15 protein-coding genes, 2 tRNA genes and 1 riboswitch are annotated in these 16,562 nt (G+C 43.3%); of the genes, 7 read left to right on the forward strand and 10 right to left on the reverse strand.

What is annotated here, in order from left to right; all coding sequences use genetic code 11:
• Window positions 1-13: 13 nt before the first annotated feature.
• The gene (locus WA352_RS08870; RefSeq protein ID WP_005315080.1) at window positions 14-616 is read left to right on the forward strand and encodes a flavin reductase family protein; all 603 of its coding nucleotides are present in this window, start codon (window positions 14-16) and stop codon (window positions 614-616) included.
• Window positions 617-663: 47 nt separating this feature from the next.
• Here WA352_RS08870 and WA352_RS08875 read toward each other — a convergent pair whose 3' ends face one another.
• Window positions 664-996 (reverse strand): HopJ type III effector protein, encoded by a 333-nt coding sequence (locus WA352_RS08875; RefSeq protein ID WP_336142115.1) that lies wholly within the window; start codon window positions 994-996, stop codon window positions 664-666.
• A 140-nt stretch (window positions 997-1,136) separates the two neighbouring features.
• Here WA352_RS08875 and WA352_RS08880 point away from each other — a divergent pair, with 140 nt between their 5' ends.
• The 3 genes from WA352_RS08880 to WA352_RS08890 all read left to right on the forward strand — a co-directional run bounded on the left by WA352_RS08880 (window position 1,137) and on the right by WA352_RS08890 (window position 2,994).
• A complete protein-coding gene (locus WA352_RS08880) occupies window positions 1,137-1,988 on the forward strand; it encodes a DUF2071 domain-containing protein (RefSeq protein WP_005315082.1) in 852 nt (283 codons plus the stop codon).
• An 80-nt stretch (window positions 1,989-2,068) separates the two neighbouring features.
• A riboswitch (Fluoride riboswitch) is annotated at window positions 2,069-2,135 on the forward strand.
• 132 nt (window positions 2,136-2,267) lie between these two features.
• Window positions 2,268-2,648, forward strand: coding sequence for a fluoride efflux transporter CrcB (crcB, locus tag WA352_RS08885; protein WP_005315084.1), 381 nt, complete (start codon window positions 2,268-2,270; stop codon window positions 2,646-2,648).
• Between the two features lie 16 nt (window positions 2,649-2,664).
• A complete protein-coding gene (locus tag WA352_RS08890; protein ID WP_005315087.1) occupies window positions 2,665-2,994 on the forward strand; it encodes a DUF190 domain-containing protein in 330 nt (109 codons plus the stop codon).
• A 91-nt stretch (window positions 2,995-3,085) separates the two neighbouring features.
• On the opposite strand, the gene WA352_RS08895 is transcribed toward WA352_RS08890, so the two are convergent.
• The 4 genes from WA352_RS08895 to WA352_RS08910 all read right to left on the reverse strand — a co-directional run bounded on the left by WA352_RS08895 (window position 3,086) and on the right by WA352_RS08910 (window position 6,867).
• Window positions 3,086-3,340 carry a type B 50S ribosomal protein L31 gene (locus WA352_RS08895; RefSeq protein WP_004802437.1) on the reverse strand — a complete coding sequence of 85 codons (255 nt, stop codon included), beginning with the start codon at window positions 3,338-3,340 and terminating at the stop codon, window positions 3,086-3,088.
• A gap of 210 nt (window positions 3,341-3,550) precedes the next feature.
• Window positions 3,551-4,843, reverse strand: coding sequence for an ABC1 kinase family protein (locus WA352_RS08900; RefSeq protein WP_004802440.1), 1,293 nt, complete (start codon window positions 4,841-4,843; stop codon window positions 3,551-3,553).
• Window positions 4,844-5,016: 173 nt separating this feature from the next.
• Window positions 5,017-6,375, reverse strand: coding sequence for an MATE family efflux transporter (locus WA352_RS08905; protein ID WP_005315090.1), 1,359 nt, complete (start codon window positions 6,373-6,375; stop codon window positions 5,017-5,019).
• Window positions 6,376-6,405: 30 nt separating this feature from the next.
• Complete coding sequence (locus WA352_RS08910) at window positions 6,406-6,867, reverse strand: DMT family transporter (protein WP_005315101.1); 462 nt, start codon at window positions 6,865-6,867, stop codon at window positions 6,406-6,408.
• Window positions 6,868-7,006: 139 nt separating this feature from the next.
• Between WA352_RS08910 and hemW the strand changes: the two genes are divergently transcribed.
• Complete coding sequence (gene hemW, locus WA352_RS08915; protein ID WP_005315104.1) at window positions 7,007-8,161, forward strand: radical SAM family heme chaperone HemW; 1,155 nt, start codon at window positions 7,007-7,009, stop codon at window positions 8,159-8,161.
• A 122-nt stretch (window positions 8,162-8,283) separates the two neighbouring features.
• Here hemW and WA352_RS08920 read toward each other — a convergent pair.
• From WA352_RS08920 to WA352_RS08940, 5 genes are all read right to left on the reverse strand, one after another.
• Window positions 8,284-8,359 (reverse strand) — tRNA-Lys (locus tag WA352_RS08920).
• A 120-nt stretch (window positions 8,360-8,479) separates the two neighbouring features.
• A tRNA-Lys gene (locus WA352_RS08925) sits at window positions 8,480-8,555 on the reverse strand.
• A gap of 173 nt (window positions 8,556-8,728) precedes the next feature.
• Window positions 8,729-10,570: a long-chain-acyl-CoA synthetase gene (locus tag WA352_RS08930; RefSeq protein WP_005315117.1), complete on the reverse strand. Its 1,842-nt coding sequence runs from the start codon at window positions 10,568-10,570 to the stop codon at window positions 8,729-8,731.
• A 194-nt stretch (window positions 10,571-10,764) separates the two neighbouring features.
• On the reverse strand, window positions 10,765-14,106 hold the full coding sequence (locus tag WA352_RS08935; protein ID WP_005315120.1) for an Rne/Rng family ribonuclease: 3,342 nt from the start codon (window positions 14,104-14,106) through the stop codon (window positions 10,765-10,767).
• A 209-nt stretch (window positions 14,107-14,315) separates the two neighbouring features.
• Window positions 14,316-14,462, reverse strand: a complete 147-nt coding sequence (locus WA352_RS08940) for a hypothetical protein (RefSeq protein ID WP_004637771.1) — start codon at window positions 14,460-14,462, stop codon at window positions 14,316-14,318.
• A 432-nt stretch (window positions 14,463-14,894) separates the two neighbouring features.
• Here WA352_RS08940 and WA352_RS08945 point away from each other — a divergent pair, with 432 nt between their 5' ends.
• Together WA352_RS08945 and WA352_RS08950 are read left to right on the forward strand one after the other, a co-directional pair.
• Window positions 14,895-15,827 (forward strand): RluA family pseudouridine synthase, encoded by a 933-nt coding sequence (locus tag WA352_RS08945; protein ID WP_216077162.1) that lies wholly within the window; start codon window positions 14,895-14,897, stop codon window positions 15,825-15,827.
• Window positions 15,824-16,498 (forward strand): HAD-IA family hydrolase, encoded by a 675-nt coding sequence (locus tag WA352_RS08950; protein ID WP_005315127.1) that lies wholly within the window; start codon window positions 15,824-15,826, stop codon window positions 16,496-16,498. The genes WA352_RS08945 and WA352_RS08950 overlap by 4 nt, the downstream gene beginning before the upstream one ends.
• Window positions 16,499-16,562 lie beyond the last annotated feature (64 nt).

A 16,562-nucleotide genomic window follows, 5' to 3' on the forward strand; every position in this document is an offset into this window, starting at 1 on the left:
ACGTGTTGTTCTCATGATTTTTGAAACGTCTGATTTAGATGCCAATGAAATCTATCGCTTGTTGGTTGGGGGGATTAGCCCTCGACCGATCGCATGGATCAGTACTCTGTCGGCAGATGGGATTGCCAATATTGCTCCTTATTCCTTCTTTAATGTTGCCAGCTGTAATCCACCCATTTTATGGTATTCGCAGGTCAATCCAAGAAATGGGCAGGATAAAGATACCATTCGTAATTTGATTGATACACGAGAATGTGTCGTGCATATTGCCAATACAGCCTTACTGGAAAAGATGAATTTATCCTGTGCTTTATTGCCATCAGAGCAAAGTGAATTTGATTTTGCACAGATTGAGTCTGAACCGAGTCATGCGGTCGCAGCCTTGGCGGTAAAGCATGCGCCTGTGCGTTATGAATGCCAGTTAAGGGAAATCATTCAACTGAGTACGCTTCCATTAGGTGGAACAGTAGCTTTGTTGGATGTGAAATCGATTTATGTTGATGATCGACTCTGGGATGGGCAGATGATTGATCAACAGCAACTTCAGAGTGTGGGCAAAATGGGCGGGGATTTTTATAGTTTAAGCACCGACTTGCGGAAATTGACAAGACCCTAGTCCTTGAATAAAAGCAATAAAAAAGGAGGCTTTTCGCCTCCTTTTTCTTATTTTGCAGAGAGTGCTTCAGCTTCAAATTTCACGCCATCCCAGCCATGTTGCATAAACTGGCGGATATTTTGAAGGTCAGTGGCTTCTGGCGTTGCCAATACAGACGCATAATGCTCTGCAAATAAACTGAGCGTATCTGCTTGATTCAAGCCTTCAATTTTGGCAAAGCTGAGTACTTTGGCGCTGCCTTGGTTTTCAGTCGCAGCATTCGATTGTGCACCATTCTGAAAGGCAGTTGGAGTATGTTGATAACGTGCTTCGATAAATGCCAATACATCTGCAAATTTTGCCGAGCCATCTTTCAGTTGTGCCAATAAGCTTTGAGCCATTTTTAAAATTCCATGTTGATTGAATCAATGGCAAGCATCATAACATTGAAAATGCAGAATAGAAGCTGGACGCGATTTGAACTGGACGTAACACAGTCAGCGGTTTATGCTCAAACAGAGTATTAATCTATTGAATAATAATGAATAGACATCGTTTAAAGTTATCAATATCCAACGCTATACTTCGACTTTTAGCCCCTATTTTAAGTTGTAGTTTGCTGTTACAACTCCGCCGTTTGATGATGCGCATATTGCCTTTTATGCGCTTGCAGAGTCAGGTCAGCAATGTGGTGTACTTGTCTTGGTTGGTTGATGTTGAGCAAGTACGTCTGCGCTATCCGAAAGAAGTACCCTTATGGGAAAAAGATGGGAAAACCATTTTTACCATTTTGACTTATCAGCATCAGCATTTTGGATTCAGTTTCTTGGGTAAATTACGTCAGTTCTTGCCTTCACCCAAACAAAGCAACTGGCGCTTTTATCTGGATGATTCACAGCCCAAGACCGTGATCTTTGAGCAGGTCGTGGTTGATCAAGTACTGTATGTTTCAGGTGGTCGTCTGGCCAGCGATGTGATGCCTGCACAATATGCAGCGATTTTTCAGCACCAGCGCAACCAACAAGCCATTCAAACCGAAATTTGCCTTGATCAAGATTATTCTTTGAAGAGTGAAGTGCAGATCACAACGGAAAAACAGTTACCTGTTACATGGCAAACATTATTTCCGTCTTGGGATGAAGCAGTTCAGTTCTTGGTCGATCAAGACCATGCATGGGCGGAATGGGTTGACCAACCGGCTCGAATGTCGCAGGGCGATATTCAGATGCCTGTACAGTTTCAGCAGATTCAAGCTGCTGAGATTCTGAGCTTAAACGCCCCTCAATTGTTGCAACAATTCGGTTTAGATGAGGATGCTGAAGCGTTTGCTTTTGTGGTTCCTGAACTGGATTTTACCGTGCTTGGTGAGCAAGTTTTATCTCGGACGACATAAATTGTGGATAACTTTATATTTATACACACTTGATTTATAGCTCAAAACAGCAGTTGAGTTGTCTAAAAATTATGTTATTTTAGAACAAAGGAGATGGCATTCCTCCTATTACAAACCGCCACTGTGGCTAATGATGCCTACGTTACCCTGAACAGGGGGCGTAGGTTCGTGCGTGCTCTGTTCCCATTTTGGAGTTCGCAGATGAAAAATAATCAAAAAAACGTTGATCTATCCATGTTAAATGTCGCTTTATCTCCTGCGCGATGTGTGGAGTAAGCCATGTATTATCCTTTGCTCTCAATCGCGCTTGGCTCGGTACTCGGCGCATGGTTGCGTTGGTTCCTGGGTTTAAAACTCAATCCAATTTTTCCCAATATTCCTTTAGGTACGGTCACCGTTAATTTCGTCGGTGGCTTTATTATTGGTTTTGCAATTTCTTATTTTTCTCAAAGCTCACTGAGTTCAAATTACAAACTATTTGTGATTACAGGTTTCTGCGGTGCATTAACCACATTTTCGACCTTTTCTGCCGAGATTATTGCTTTATTACAAAGCGGTAAATTGGGTTATGCCTGCGCAGCAATTTTGATTCATGTGATTGGATCATTGCTGTTTACCATTTTAGGTATGAGCTTGCATCAATGGCTGAGTGCCGCTTAGCTTTGGAGTGATGATAATGAATGGATTTTTACTGAGTTTTTACACGGCACAAAACCGGACTTATCAGGGACAAATGATGAGTGAATGGTTATTGGCAGTGGCGAAGCAAATGAATTTGCGTGGCGCGACGGTACTGGCAGGGATGGAAGGTGTGGATCATCAAGGCTTATTTCATTCCGCCAGTTTTTTTGAGTTGGCCGATCGACCCATACAAATTCAGTTTGCGGTAAGCAATCAACAGGCGATGGAATTATTAGACTATTTGAACGATAAAGAAATTTCTTTGTTTTATGTCAAAACACCGATTGAATTTGGTGTGGTGGGGCAGGCTAAGCCGGATTCTTGAAAGCTAAACATAAAAAAAGAAGTCTAAGTGGAGGAGAGATAGCCTTAGACTTCTAATGCTTACAGCCTAATGTGTGAAACTTAAATGAAAATTAAGCTTTGCGGTTAAAGCGCGCAAAGCGTTTGTTAAAGCTTGCGACACGGCCTTCATTGCTGGCTTGGCGAACTTCACCCGTATAAAACGGATGTGAAGCACTGGAAATATCAAGCGTCACATAGGGATAGACCTGACCTTGATATTCTTTGGTTTGTTTGGTCTGTAGTGTGCTGCCAATTAAAAAATAGGTATCGGCATTGGTATCGTGAAACAGTACTTGTTGATAAGCAGGATGGATATCTTTACGCATTTTGAATGACTCCTATTGTTAATGGAAATGTTATAACATAACAATATATGCCGTCAATCTTGTTCTTTTCAAGTTTTGTTGGAAATTATTTGTAAACAATGAATCAGCGAGCATGAGATATAGAACTTTGCTCAAGCTATTTGATTTGTTAAAAGTTTGAATATGAAAGAAATAAAAATGCCAATCATCTGATTGGCATTTTTATGAAGTTTAGTTCGGGACTAATTCTTCAAATAAATCATTGAGATTGTCATGCACTTTGAGGTGAATCAGGTTCCAGTAATGTCCTGAAATGGTTCGATTAACCATCAAGGTATCTGGAGAGGGTTTAAACACATCCCAGTATTTCAGGGATTTTTTCACCAACAGCATGCCATCGTGATGCGATGAGTTCTTGGCAAAGTCATAATGGGTGCTTAATGGACGCAACAGGATTTCAATCCATTGCGTATACAATTCAGTTGGGAATTTTTGTTTCTCAGCAATCGAATGTAGTTCAACCAGTAGGTCTTCGACCTGAGCAATATCTTCTTGGCGAGCAGCATTCACCAGTGCTTTGAAGTGCTGGATGATTTCAGGTGAAAGGGTTTTGACACTGCCATAATCATAAATAATCACACTACCATCTTCACGGAAAGCAAAATTGCCTGGATGTGGGTCACAATGGAAACGCTTCAAGAAAAACATTTCCTGCCCTAAAGCACGAATCAGACGACGACCAATTTGATTACGTGTTTCAATCGACCATGTGCTGGCGGTTTCGATGGATTCACCCTGCTCAAGACTGAGCGTGAGTACACGACGAGAAGAATAATCTTTATATACAGTTGGGATAATGATTTGATCATCCAGCTTTTCATGGAAGGTTTTAAAGACTTCTAAGTTTTGCGCTTCAATTTCATAATTCAGTTCGGCAGATAAACTGTCTTGGATTTCCTGAAACAGTTGATCTTGCAGCTTCTTATCAATTTTTAACACGCCCATTAAGCGTAAAGCCAGACGAACCTGTTTTAAATCACTTTCACAGGCTTGATCCACCCCAGGATATTGCACTTTCACCACAACCGCTTGTCCATTGGGCAGTACTGCACGATGCACTTGACCAATTGAGGCAGCAGCAAAAGGTTCCGTCTCAAAAGAGCTAAAAATCTGGTTTAAAGGTTTGCCTAACTCTTTTTCAACTTGTTGCTGAATCGCTGCAAAAGGCATGGCAGGCGCTTGGCGTTGTAGTTTGGCAATCGCCTTTGCCACTTCTGGCGGGAAGATGTCTTTATATTGCGATGCAATTTGCCCGACTTTCATCACCGCGCCTTTCATTTCGCCTAAGGTGTCAGCGATCTGTAAGCCGATATCTTGGAACAGTTTGCTACGTGCAGCATTTTTTTGTTCTTCATCTGCGGTGAGATTGCGAATGGAGTTGGCAACACTTTTGCTGGCAATACTTGCGGTCATGCCAGCCAGTTTAAAAAAACGCTTACTGGGAGAGCTTGCATGCTTTGCCATATGTGCTTGACCTCGGATGATCCAGTTTCAAAGTGATGCTTTGATCATAGGCGACAAAACTTAAATTGCCTATACCAAAATGTTAAGTGATGTAAGCATGTCGTGAAGGAAGGGAGCCTTGATGAGCGCATCAAGGCAAGCGCAGCATCCGTGCTGCTCTGAATCAATAGCGCTTATGTATTGAGAGCACGTTGTGCCAAACGTTTATTGTTTAAATATAAACGGCCGATCAGTAGCACACAGGCAATTGTTAAACCAATAATCAGGCCGAGCCAGACACCAGCAGCGCCCCAAATCGTATAGCGCGCGAGGTATAGGCCGATCGGGAAGGCGACGACCCAATACGCCATTAAGGTGATCCACATCGGCGCTTGAGTGTCCTGCATGCCACGTAAGCACCCAGCGGCACTGACTTGCCAAGCATCCATCAACTGATAAGCCATCGCGAACCAGAGCAGGTACATTGCCACAGGAATGACATTGATATCCGTGGTATAGATCGCCACGATATAGGGACGTGCAAGCACAATGAGTGTCATGGTCAAGGCAGCAAAGATCGTAGCCGTAATTAATCCTACGATTTGTACTTGACGCATTGCATGCCAGTTTTGTTCGCCATAATACATGCCAACACGAATCGTCAAGGCAATCGCCAAGGACAACGGGATCATAAACAGCTGTGACGTAACTGAAATCGCAATCTGATGAGCTGCAATGGCATTTTCACCCAATGGCCCCAGTACAATGGCCCCAGTACTGAAAATGCTGACCTCAAAGAATACTGCCAGCCCAATCGGTAAGCCCAGTTTTAAAATGCGTTTAATCCAAACAGGATCAATTCTTTCCCATTTGGTGAAGATCGGTGCCTGTTGATAAGCTTTTGCTTTGGAAATATAAATGGCTAAAGTGATAAACATGAGCCATTGCAAGATCGCAGTTGCAAAACCACAACCTGCACTACCTAATGCTGGAATTGGCCCAAAGCCATACATAAAGATAAAGTTCAGCGGAATTAATACCAGTAAAGCAATCAAGCTAATGGCTGTGACAGGGCGTGGATGTCCCAATGCTTCAGAATAACTGCGTAGTGCCGCATACATCATCACTGCAGGCATACCAAAACCAATCGCATGTAAGAACAGGCTTGCTTTGGGTATTAAACTTTCAGGCACGCCAAACAGGGGCAGAAACACGGGCATACATTGCAGAATCAACATCGCAACAACACCAAGAATCACCGCAACCCACAAAGACTGGCGCGCAATGGTTGGAATTTTTTCAGGGGTTCTTGCACCACGTGCTTCAGCGACCAAGGGCGTTGTTGCCAGCATGATGCCTGCAAATAACAGCATAACGGGAATCCATAGGCCAACGCCTACTGCAATCGCCGCCAGATCCGTAGCAGAAAGATGACCTGCCATAATGGTATCGATTAAACCTAATCCAGCTTGCGCAAACTGTGTAATCAGGATCGGGAACATCAAATGAAATAGCTGTTTAAGCTCAAATCGCTTGGTTGTGACATGGGACACAAAAATTACTCTTATTAAAATGAGGGAGAATTAGCGTTGTAATGTGAATAGCACACCAATAAAAATCACAATACTACCGAGTAGACGTTGCCAGTTAATGGGTGTTTTTTCTGTACCTAACCAGCCAAAGTGGTCGATGAGCATGGAAATCACCAATTGTCCAAAAATCACTAAACCTGAAAAAGTTAAAAATCCGAGTTTAGGTGCAGTATAAATGCTCATACTGATTGCATAAACCCCAAGGCATCCACCTAACCAGAGAAACCATGGAATTTGTGAAAGTTCAGTTAAACTGGGTTTGTCTGCACCTTGGAAATAAACCAGTAGGGCTAGAATAATCGTTCCAATACAAAAAGAAAGTAATGCGGCTTGTAGTGGCGAGTTTAGATACTCTCGGAGCTGTGCATTGATTGCCGTTTGAAAGGCCATTGCTATTCCAATCCCTAAAGCAAGCGGCAGAATAAATAGCAATTGGCTAGAAATTTTCATCATATTATCGGTCTAATTGTTCTTTATGCTTTCAGTCTAACTGAATACCTAGGGGATGATAAGTTGTATACCGTATTGAAGCTGCAACTGTACCGAGTCGAGTCATGTTAAAATAATCAGGTTCTGTCATTGAGCTTGTATTTTGAGTCTGTTAAATCCTGCAAATATCCCGCTGTCCTTGTATATCCATATGCCTTGGTGTGTACGTAAATGTCCTTATTGCGACTTTAACTCACACGCTGTCCCTGATGGACAATTGTCACTGGATTTGGAACAGCAATATCTTGCTGCGTTAGTGGCTGACTTTGAGACTCAGATTGAAATGGCGCAAGGTCGATCGATTCATAGTGTGTTTATTGGTGGCGGTACACCGTCACTGATTTCTGCACAAGGTTATCAATGGTTGTTTGATCAACTCAAAGCACGTTTAGACTTTGAAGATGACTGTGAAATCACACTGGAAGCCAATCCAGGAACGGTTGAGCATGATCCATTTGCAGATTATCTGGCGGTGGGAATTAATCGTTTATCACTCGGTGTGCAAAGTTTTGATCCTGAACATTTACATCGGCTAGGTCGTATCCATTCTGCCAATAATGCACTGGATGCGATTCAGCAGGCACGTCAGGCAGGCTTTAAGCGCGTTAATGTTGATCTGATGCATGGTTTACCCCAACAGACGGAGGAACAGGCCTTAACCGACCTGAAATTGGCTGTGGAGCAGGGTGCAACACATATTAGTTGGTATCAACTGACCATTGAGCCAAACACGGTTTTCTTCCGAACTCAGCCTGTATTACCACAAGACGAAGTTCTAGAACATATTCAAGAACAAGGTGAGGTATATTTAAAAGCCAATGGTTATGTCAATTATGAAGTTTCAGCATGGCGTAAGGAAAAGCCATCTACGCATAATTTAAATTATTGGCAATTTGGTGATTATCTGGCGATTGGCGCAGGTGCGCATGGCAAGGTGACACGTCCAGACGGTGTCTATCGTTTTCAAAAAACCCGTTTGCCGAAAGATTATTTAGCCAAGGTTCCAGCAGAGCATGTGCAAATGAAGCGTATCGAAGCTGATGAATTACCTTTTGAGTTTATGATGAATGCTTTGCGTTTAAACGAAGGTGTTGCAGCGGCATTTTATGCTCAACGTACTGGACTTGAACTGGATCAGTTAAATCAAAAGCTAGCACAGTTGCGTGAGAAAAAATTATTGATTGCGGATAGCCAGCGAATTGCTTGTACAGAGCAGGGGCATATTTTCTTAAATTCGGTATTAGAAGCGTTTTTATAATTTAAGCACATGATGACTTTAAGCAAGGATGCTTAGAGTGGAGCCAGTTCTGTTGTCATCTTTTAGAAAGAAATTGAGTAGACAATAAAAAAGCCTCATCAATGATGAGGCTTTTTAGAATTTGGTGGGTCGTCCGCGATTCGAACGCGGGACCAACGGATTAAAAGTCCGCTGCTCTACCAGCTGAGCTAACGACCCTGAGCGAGGATAAGTAAAACAACGTTTTACCTGAGCGCAAGAGAAAATCTATGATTTTCTATAGCTTAACCTCTTACAGGCATTTGTAAAATACATTTTACAAACTATCAAAACATTAGATGGTGGGTCGTCCGCGATTCGAACGCGGGACCAACGGATTAAAAGTCCGCTGCTCTACCAGCTGAGCTAACGACCCTAAGCAAGTATTTCAACAAGCTTCGCAAGAAAAACTAATTTGTTCTAAATGCGTCTTCGTTTTGATGTTGCGTATTCTAGCAACTTATTCAGCTAACACAAGAGGAAATTCAAAAACATGTGCATGATTGTTTATAAAAAGCACGATTTCCTCTTATTTAGCTAAAAAATAAACTAGAAACGGTATTGATAGCTTTGAATATTATCAAAGATCTCAGCATTTACATCACTATAGCTGCTTGCACCTGGTAATAAAACCAGTAAACGTTCAGAAGTTTTGCTCGGATTAAATGAGTCTTCTTTCAGTTTATTCTTCTGGTATTTAAATGTCCCAGTTGTTTCTACTTTCTCTTGAACACGTAAGAAAACAGGAATGGCATAAGACGGTAAGCATTTTTTAAACACATTCACCATGTCGCTTAAGTCCGCTTCATTGAGTTCTGCACCATCGACCAAGGTGATCGCTGCCATACCTGCGCGACCATTGGTATTTGGAATTTCTACACCGTATACCACAGCCTCTACGATCTTTTCATATTCGCAGACCATGTTTTCTACTTCTGTTGTAGAAACGTTTTCACCCTTCCAACGGAAAGTATCGCCTAAACGGTCCACAAACTGTGCATGGCGGAAACCGATATCACGAACCAAGTCACCTGTATTGAAATATGAGTCACCTTGGGTAAACACATCTTTCAAAATCACAGACTTGTTCTTTTCAGGATCGGTATAGCCATCGAATGGTGAACGGCTGGTGATCTTACCAATCAGTAGACCGACTTCGCCTGTTTTCACTTTCTTACAATGACCTTTCTTATCGCGGACTAATTCATTCTTCTCTTTGTCGAATTCAACGATTGCATACGGTGTTGGAGAGAAGCCTACGGTGTTGTCAAAGTTGAAGATGTTGCTAAAACCAACGTTACCTTCGCTAGATGCGTAAAGTTCAAGTACTTCTTCGACACCAAAGCGTTCTTTAAATTTGCCCCAGATATTCGGACGCATGCCGTTACCGATCATTTTAGTGACGCGGTGTGCACGATCTTGTTCTGTTGCAGGTGCATCAATCAGGTAACGACACAGTTCACCGACATAACCAATTGCAGAGGCATTGAATTTCTGTACATCTTTCCAGAAGGCACTGGTTGAATATTTACGACGAACAGCAAGTGTTGCACTGCCAGCAATCACGCCACACCAGCACACCACAACACCTGTTGCATGGTAAAGCGGGAGAGTCACGTACATCACATCATCTTTACCTAAATTCAGAATGTGACCATAGGTGCCATAAGCCAGCGTCCAGCGACTATGAGTGAAAATTACTGCTTTTGGTAAGCCGGTTGTACCTGAGGTATAGATGTAGAACAAACCATCTTTACCTGTCACTGTGCGCGTGGTCGATGGATTGAATTTGGGGAATTGATCAATTTGTTGCGCTAGGTTCACGTAACCTTGTGGTGCAGTCCCTGCATTTTTACGGGTTTCTTGATCGGCAAACCAGTGGAAACGATCTTGAGCAACTTTTAAGTCTTGACGTGCTTCATCAATTGCAGCGCGAACTTCTTCACCTGCAATCACCGCAATTGGATTGACCAGATTAATACTGTGCGCGAGTACCTTACCGACTTGCGAGGTATTGACCAGTGCAATTGTCACCCCAATTTTTGCCAATGCAACGATAGAGGCAATCAGTTCAGGACGGTTTTCAACCATCACTGCAATCACATCACCTTTCTTTGCCCCAAGCGATAAGTAGTAATGTGCAATCTGATTTGCCCACTCATTGAGTGCTTGGTAATTATAGCTTTGATCTTCAAATAACAGTGCGATGCCTTGAGGGTTACGCTTGACTGCTTTTTCAAAGGCAATACCTAAACCAGCAGGAGATGTTGGCGTTCGCAAATATGCTTGTTTAAGACCATTGAGGATATGAGGTACTTTAGTGATGAAGTTAGGAAGTCGAGTAGCGACATCACCAAGGGTAATAATATCGGTCTGCGTAGTTTGGCTCATATCAATCCTATTTATTTTTCGATCAATCCAAGAAATGGCTATCCGTTAGAACACAACCATTCACACCATTTTGTTAATGCTGTTTTGTAATGGCAAGTGCCTAGAGCAATCAACCTAATTTGACAAAATAACAAAAAAGCCTAGTCATCGAAATGACTAGGCTTCGCCTTATTGAGTGCAATTTAGCAAATTACTCACTCAGCTGTGGTCTTTTTTGGTGGACGTCCGCGTGGACGACGAGGAGGGCGGTTCGATTTCTCTTTTTCCGCTTTCGCTGCTTCATCATCCAATTCTGTTTCTGTCGTAGTTGTTGCTTGTTCAGCTTTTTCAACCGTTTGAGCAGGTTCAGTAACTTCTGCAACAGTCTCGCTTACGGTTTCAACTTCAGCAACCACAGCAGGTTCGACTGCTTCAGCCTCAACTGGTGCAACTTCTACAACAGTCTCTGTACTGGCAAGTTCTAAAGGTTGTTGCTCTGGTGCAGTTGCTGCTTCTACGACAACCGCATCGTCTGCTTGTTTCACTTCTTCTTTCGATTCAGTGCTTTCCACAGGAGCTGGCGTTGCATTTGAGGCAACATGTGCTTCTTTTGCCTGCTCCGCAGCCATTTTCGCTAAACGGCGACGTTCACGCGGGTCATTGGCAACACGAACTGCCGCTGCATCCGGTGGTGTTAATGCTAACACTGGTGCAGGTTCAGCTTCTTCAGTTGGCTTCTGAGTCGGAAGTTCAGCATCACGTGTGACAGGGCGTTTGTCTTCTTTAACGACGGTTTCGGTCACTAAACTATTTGCATATTGTTCAGCGAACTTTTGTAAAGCGCGGTTAAAGGTGGTGACTAAGCCGAATTGCTCAATCAGGATTGTGCAATCATCACCATAGACATGACGAATCAAGCTACCCAGCGTATATTGTCCCAACGTAGGTGTTTGCGACAGTGCAACTTTTACTGTAGCCGTTTTCGGTGCAGTTTGGTGGTTGCGCTGACGACGACGTGAACGTGGATCATTGCTGGCACGTTGTGCAGGTGCTTGTGCAGTTTCTTCAACAGGTGCTTTTTCAGTAGTCGCTTGTTCTACTTGAGCTGGCGCAGGTGTTTCAACTTTTTCTACAACAGGTTTTGCTTTTTCTGCTTTAGCAGCTGGCGCTGTTACTTGTTGTGGATTTAATGCAACAATTTCACTTTGACCTTGATCAATATTCACAACAAGCGCTGTATTCATTGGTTCACTGCGAGGTGCATCGACCACATCCACTTTAACCTGCTGTGGATTTACCACAGCTTCGGGTGCAGTCGTCGGTGTTTCATTTAACACACTCTGGTCACGATGGCGATTTGGTCGATTTGGACGTTGTTGGTTACGGTCACGACGTGGTAAAGGCGCAGACTCATTGCCTTGAGCAGCATCATGATGCTGTTGCTGGTTTTGAGATTCTTGTGGCTGTTGACGTTTTTGTTGACGTTTTAGCTCACGTTGCTCATGGCGCTGTTCTTGACGTGACAGTTGAACCACTTCTTCATGCACTTGATTTTGTTGCTCATGCGCATGTGCATGTTGCTCACGTTGTTCTTTGTGCTTGCGCTTCTTCTGGTTTTGGTTCGGACGATGTGATTTCTCGTCTTTCTCAAAGCTTTCACGTGCTTCTTGTTTCACAGGGTTTTGTGAAATATAAGCATTGTTTGCAGTTGGCGCAGTAACTTCAGCGATTGCTGGTGCATTGACTTGGCCAAACTGACCACGGCTCACCGCACCGTTATTCACCATTTGTTCAATCGCGGCCGCTGCATTTTGTGCAGAACGAGATTGATCGGTGGTTTGTGCTTGTTTTTGAACAAATAAGTTCTCTAACCAAGCGCAAGGACTTGCTGACTTTTGCGTGCTTGCTTGAGTTTGTTTTGCTTGCGCAGCATGTTGCTGAGCAGCTTTCTTCTGTGGTGCAGCAGCTTGGTTTTGTGCAGCAGGTGCATGATGATGCTCTGCATCTTCTAAATGCCAGTCTGAAGATTCATAGCCCAGTTCTTTTTCGCTAGAACGGGTTGCTTCAGTACGTTCATAACTAGAAGGGGCGAAACCATCTGGATTGAACTGGATTTGGTAATGTGGTGTTTCCAAGTGCGGGTGAGGCAATACGGTAACACGTACATTTGAGGTTTGCTCTAAGTAAACTAGGCTGTGACGCTTTTCATTCAATAAGAAGGCTGCGATTTCCACAGGGACTTCGACTTGAACTTCACCTTGACGTTCACGTAAAGCAATTTCTTCAACCTTACGCATAATTGAAAGTGACAGTGAACGTAAGTCACGTACCATACCTGTGCCATGACAGCGTGGGCAAACGTAGCCAGTCGCTTCTTCTAACGAAGGACGTAGGCGTTGACGGCTCATTTCCATCAGACCAAAACGTGACAGTTGACCGAATTGAATACGTGCGCGATCACTTTGCGTTGCTTCACGTAATTTCGCTTCAACCATACGCTGGTTACGGTCTTTGGTCATGTCGATGAAGTCGATCACGACTAAGCCACCAATATCGCGTAAACGAAGTTGACGTGCGATTTCTTCGGCTGCTTCCAAGTTGGTATTGAGCGCCGTTTCTTCAACATCATGACCGCGGGTTGATTTCGCCGAGTTGATATCGATCGATACCAATGCTTCGGTTTGGTCAATCACGATTGAACCACCAGAAGGAAGTTTTACTTCACGTTCATAAGCCGTTTGGATCTGGCTTTCAATCCCAAAATGAGCAAAGAGTGGCTCATTCAAGGTATAGGTTTTGAGTTTGTCTAACTGACGTGGCATTACTGCTTTTACGAAGTTATACGCTTCGTTATAGGCTTGCTCGCTATCAATCAGGATTTCAGCGACGTCATCACGTAAATAATCACGGATTGCACGGGTCACGACACCAGCTTCTTGATGAACCAGCATTGGTGATGGACCAGAACCTGCTGAACCTTGGATTTGAGCCCAAAGGTCGAGTAAGTGTTGTAAGTCGAGTTGTAACTCTTCTTGTGTACGGCCAATACCTGCAGTACGAACGATCACGCTCATGCCACGCGGTACATTTAAAGAAGCTAAAATTTCTTTCAGTTCTTCACGCACTGAACCCGAAATTTGACGGCTAATACCGCCACCTTTTGGATTGTTTGGCATGAGGACCAAATAACGACCCGCAAGTGAGATAAAAGTAGACAGGGCGGCACCTTTGTTGCCGCGTTCTTCTTTTTCAACTTGAACCAGTAATTCAGTGCCTTCAGTGATGAGTTCACGAATATTTGAAGTTTGACGAGGGTCTGCTTTGAAATACGAGTTTGCAATTTCTCGCATTGATAAAAAGCCTTGACGCTGTGCGCCGTACTCAACGAAAACCGCTTCTAAAGACGGTTCAACGCGAGTGACATGACCTTTATAGATATTTGATTTTTTTTGTTCGCGTGTACGATTCTCTAAATCGAAATCGTAAAGACGATTACCAGTGATAAGTGCAACGCGAACTTCTTCGGCGTGGGTTGCATTAATCAACATACGTTTCATGGGTGTGACACCTAATAGTGATGCACACAAACAACAAGCCCAATATTTTTGAGCAAACATCAAATTGGCGCGATCAAGACTCAGAAGCAACGTTGTGTAGGAAGCTCTGAAACCACTGACTGTAAATATCCAGCTGGGGTTTTGATACGGTTATTTCGATGTCGGCAATACTGCTTCAATCTTGAATCCGTTGATATTTCATGTATGTCTTACATCTGTGAAATATCACTAGATCCGACATAATCAAAGTTTCCTGTACGCTTCACTGGCGGGTGAGCGGTGCATTGGATGGTGACTTTCACTGTCATTAAGCATTGAAGTCGATCCATCTGGAAGTCTTGATACGGAATGATCATCGTATCTCTGCTTAGCAGTTCCAATGCATCAACGCTTTAGCCTGAATGCGACATCAGGGAGCAAATTGTCTGATGTGGATCAGTTTACGTTTAATAACCAGCAAATTGCTGGCGACATATTTTTTCTGAACAAACTGTATGTGCATATGCACAATTAAACGCAACAGTTTGCCATTTTGCCGATATAATAAGCCTTCGGCGTCGGCATAATTCTTTAGGACCTATCCGAGTTGTTGGTGAATATCTCATCGATTAAAAATTTTATCTAAATAAAATTTCTGATTTGATGCTCACTTACGGTGGTATCCGTGCGCTGAATATATCAAACCTTGCGGCATCTGCCTATGGGCTAAGTTTAGGTTTCTTGTGAAATAACTTAGCTAAATGATCATTTTTTAATCATATTTAACAAATCTTGGATTAATCGAGCGTATGAATTCTACACAACAATGGCAAAGTGTCACTTGGTTTGACGTGGATGAGCATCAAGACGGGCAGCGAATAGATAATTTTTTATTTACCCGATTAAAAGGTGTACCGAAGAGTCGAATCTACCGTTTGGTTCGTGAAGGACAAGTACGCGTTAATAAAAAAAGAATAAAAGCAGAAACACGTTTGAAGATTGGCGACCAGATTCGTGTCGCACCAATCCGCTATGAACAAAAGGATGAAACTGCGGCACCAGTGAGTGATGGCGTGGCACAAAGTCTACTCAGCCGTGTGGTGTATGAGGATGAAGGGCTATTGGTCGTTAATAAACCGTCAGGGATTGCGGTGCATGGCGGTAGTGGCGTGGCCTATGGATTAATCGAAGCCTTGCGTGCCGCGACAGGTAAAAAATACTTGGAACTGATCCACCGTATTGACCGTGATACTTCTGGCTTGGTGATGATCAGTAAAAAGCGCAGTACTTTAAAACTGCTACAGGATTTACTGCGCGAGCATAAAATTCAAAAAACTTATGCGGCGATTGTCAAAGGACAAGTCAGTTTGGATCAGCAATTGATTGATGCGCCCTTATTGCGTTATGAACTGGCCAATGGCGAACGTCGTGTCCGTGTCACCAAAGACGGTAAGCCGAGTAAAACCGATTGGAAAGTGGTTGAACGTTTTAAAGCCGCGACTTTGGTGCATGCATCACCACTTTCGGGGCGTACCCATCAAATTCGTGTACATGGTCTCAGTATTGGACATCCTTTAGTTGGGGATGATAAATACGGACACAATACGGCATATACCGGTCCTGAAGCACGTCGCTTGTGCCTACATGCCATGCGTTTAGACATTCCCAACTATCCAAGCATTGAAGCGCCAATGCCTGAAGATATGCAACAGGTGATCGATCAGTTGAGAAAGCAGAAATGAGTCAAAATATCGAACTGGTGATTTTTGATTGGGATGGCACCTTATTCGATTCGGTTGGGCAAATCGTAGCAAGCTTGCAATATGCAGCACAGCAATTTGAACAACCGCTGACGGATGAAGCTGCGAAAAGTATTATTGGCTTAGGTTTACCTGAAGTCATGCAGATCCTGTTTCCACAAGTTCCGCATTTACAGCAAGATATTTTGCAATGTTATGCAGATCACTATGTGGCAAACTCCAAAGGGGATGCATGGTTTAGCGGTGTTGCAGAGTTGCTCGCTGATCTAAAACAGCAGGGCTTAAAGCTTGCTGTGGCAACAGGCAAAAGTCGTAAAGGTTTAGATCGGGTTTTGGCACAAACCAATAGCTATGAGATCTTTGATATTACCCGTGCAGCCAGTGAAACCAAATCCAAACCAGATCCATTGATGCTGCAGGAAATTTTGACTGAACTGGATGTCGCTGCTGATCGTGCTGTTATGGTGGGCGATACCAGTTATGATCTAGAAATGGCTCAAAATCTGAATATGCCGCGTATTGGTGTGAGTTATGGTGTACATAGCATTGAAACCTTGCAGCAATATCAACCCTTGGTCATCGCGCACAATGTGCAGGATCTACATGCTTATTTGCAAAGTGTGCTGAATGTGGCAGCCTTAACCGAGAGTTAATCCATCCACATCATATGAAACGACAATGATGGGAGTGTTTGCATTCCCATCATCCATAATAACA

This window comes from Acinetobacter sp. 102 (assembly GCF_037028485.1).
Taxonomy (GTDB): domain Bacteria; phylum Pseudomonadota; class Gammaproteobacteria; order Pseudomonadales; family Moraxellaceae; genus Acinetobacter; species Acinetobacter higginsii.

Bases quoted from the DNA above. Each gene is read 5' to 3' on its own strand.
- WA352_RS08900 (WP_004802440.1), bottom strand. From the start codon at position 4,843: ATGGCAAAGCATGCAAGCTCTCCCAGTAAGCGTTTTTTTAAACTGGCT.
- WA352_RS08930 (WP_005315117.1), bottom strand. From the start codon at position 10,570: ATGAGCCAAACTACGCAGACCGATATTATTACCCTTGGTGATGTCGCT.
- WA352_RS08895 (WP_004802437.1), bottom strand. From the start codon at position 3,340: ATGCGTAAAGATATCCATCCTGCTTATCAACAAGTACTGTTTCACGAT.
- crcB (WP_005315084.1), top strand. From the start codon at position 2,268: ATGTATTATCCTTTGCTCTCAATCGCGCTTGGCTCGGTACTCGGCGCA.
- WA352_RS08875 (WP_336142115.1), bottom strand. From the start codon at position 996: ATGGCTCAAAGCTTATTGGCACAACTGAAAGATGGCTCGGCAAAATTT.
- WA352_RS08935 (WP_005315120.1), bottom strand. From the start codon at position 14,106: ATGAAACGTATGTTGATTAATGCAACCCACGCCGAAGAAGTTCGCGTT.
- WA352_RS08880 (WP_005315082.1), top strand. From the start codon at position 1,137: ATGAATAGACATCGTTTAAAGTTATCAATATCCAACGCTATACTTCGA.
- WA352_RS08940 (WP_004637771.1), bottom strand. From the start codon at position 14,462: ATGATCATTCCGTATCAAGACTTCCAGATGGATCGACTTCAATGCTTA.
- WA352_RS08950 (WP_005315127.1), top strand. From the start codon at position 15,824: ATGAGTCAAAATATCGAACTGGTGATTTTTGATTGGGATGGCACCTTA.
- WA352_RS08945 (WP_216077162.1), top strand. From the start codon at position 14,895: ATGAATTCTACACAACAATGGCAAAGTGTCACTTGGTTTGACGTGGAT.
- WA352_RS08890 (WP_005315087.1), top strand. From the start codon at position 2,665: ATGAATGGATTTTTACTGAGTTTTTACACGGCACAAAACCGGACTTAT.
- WA352_RS08910 (WP_005315101.1), bottom strand. From the start codon at position 6,867: ATGATGAAAATTTCTAGCCAATTGCTATTTATTCTGCCGCTTGCTTTA.
- WA352_RS08870 (WP_005315080.1), top strand. From the start codon at position 14: ATGATTTTTGAAACGTCTGATTTAGATGCCAATGAAATCTATCGCTTG.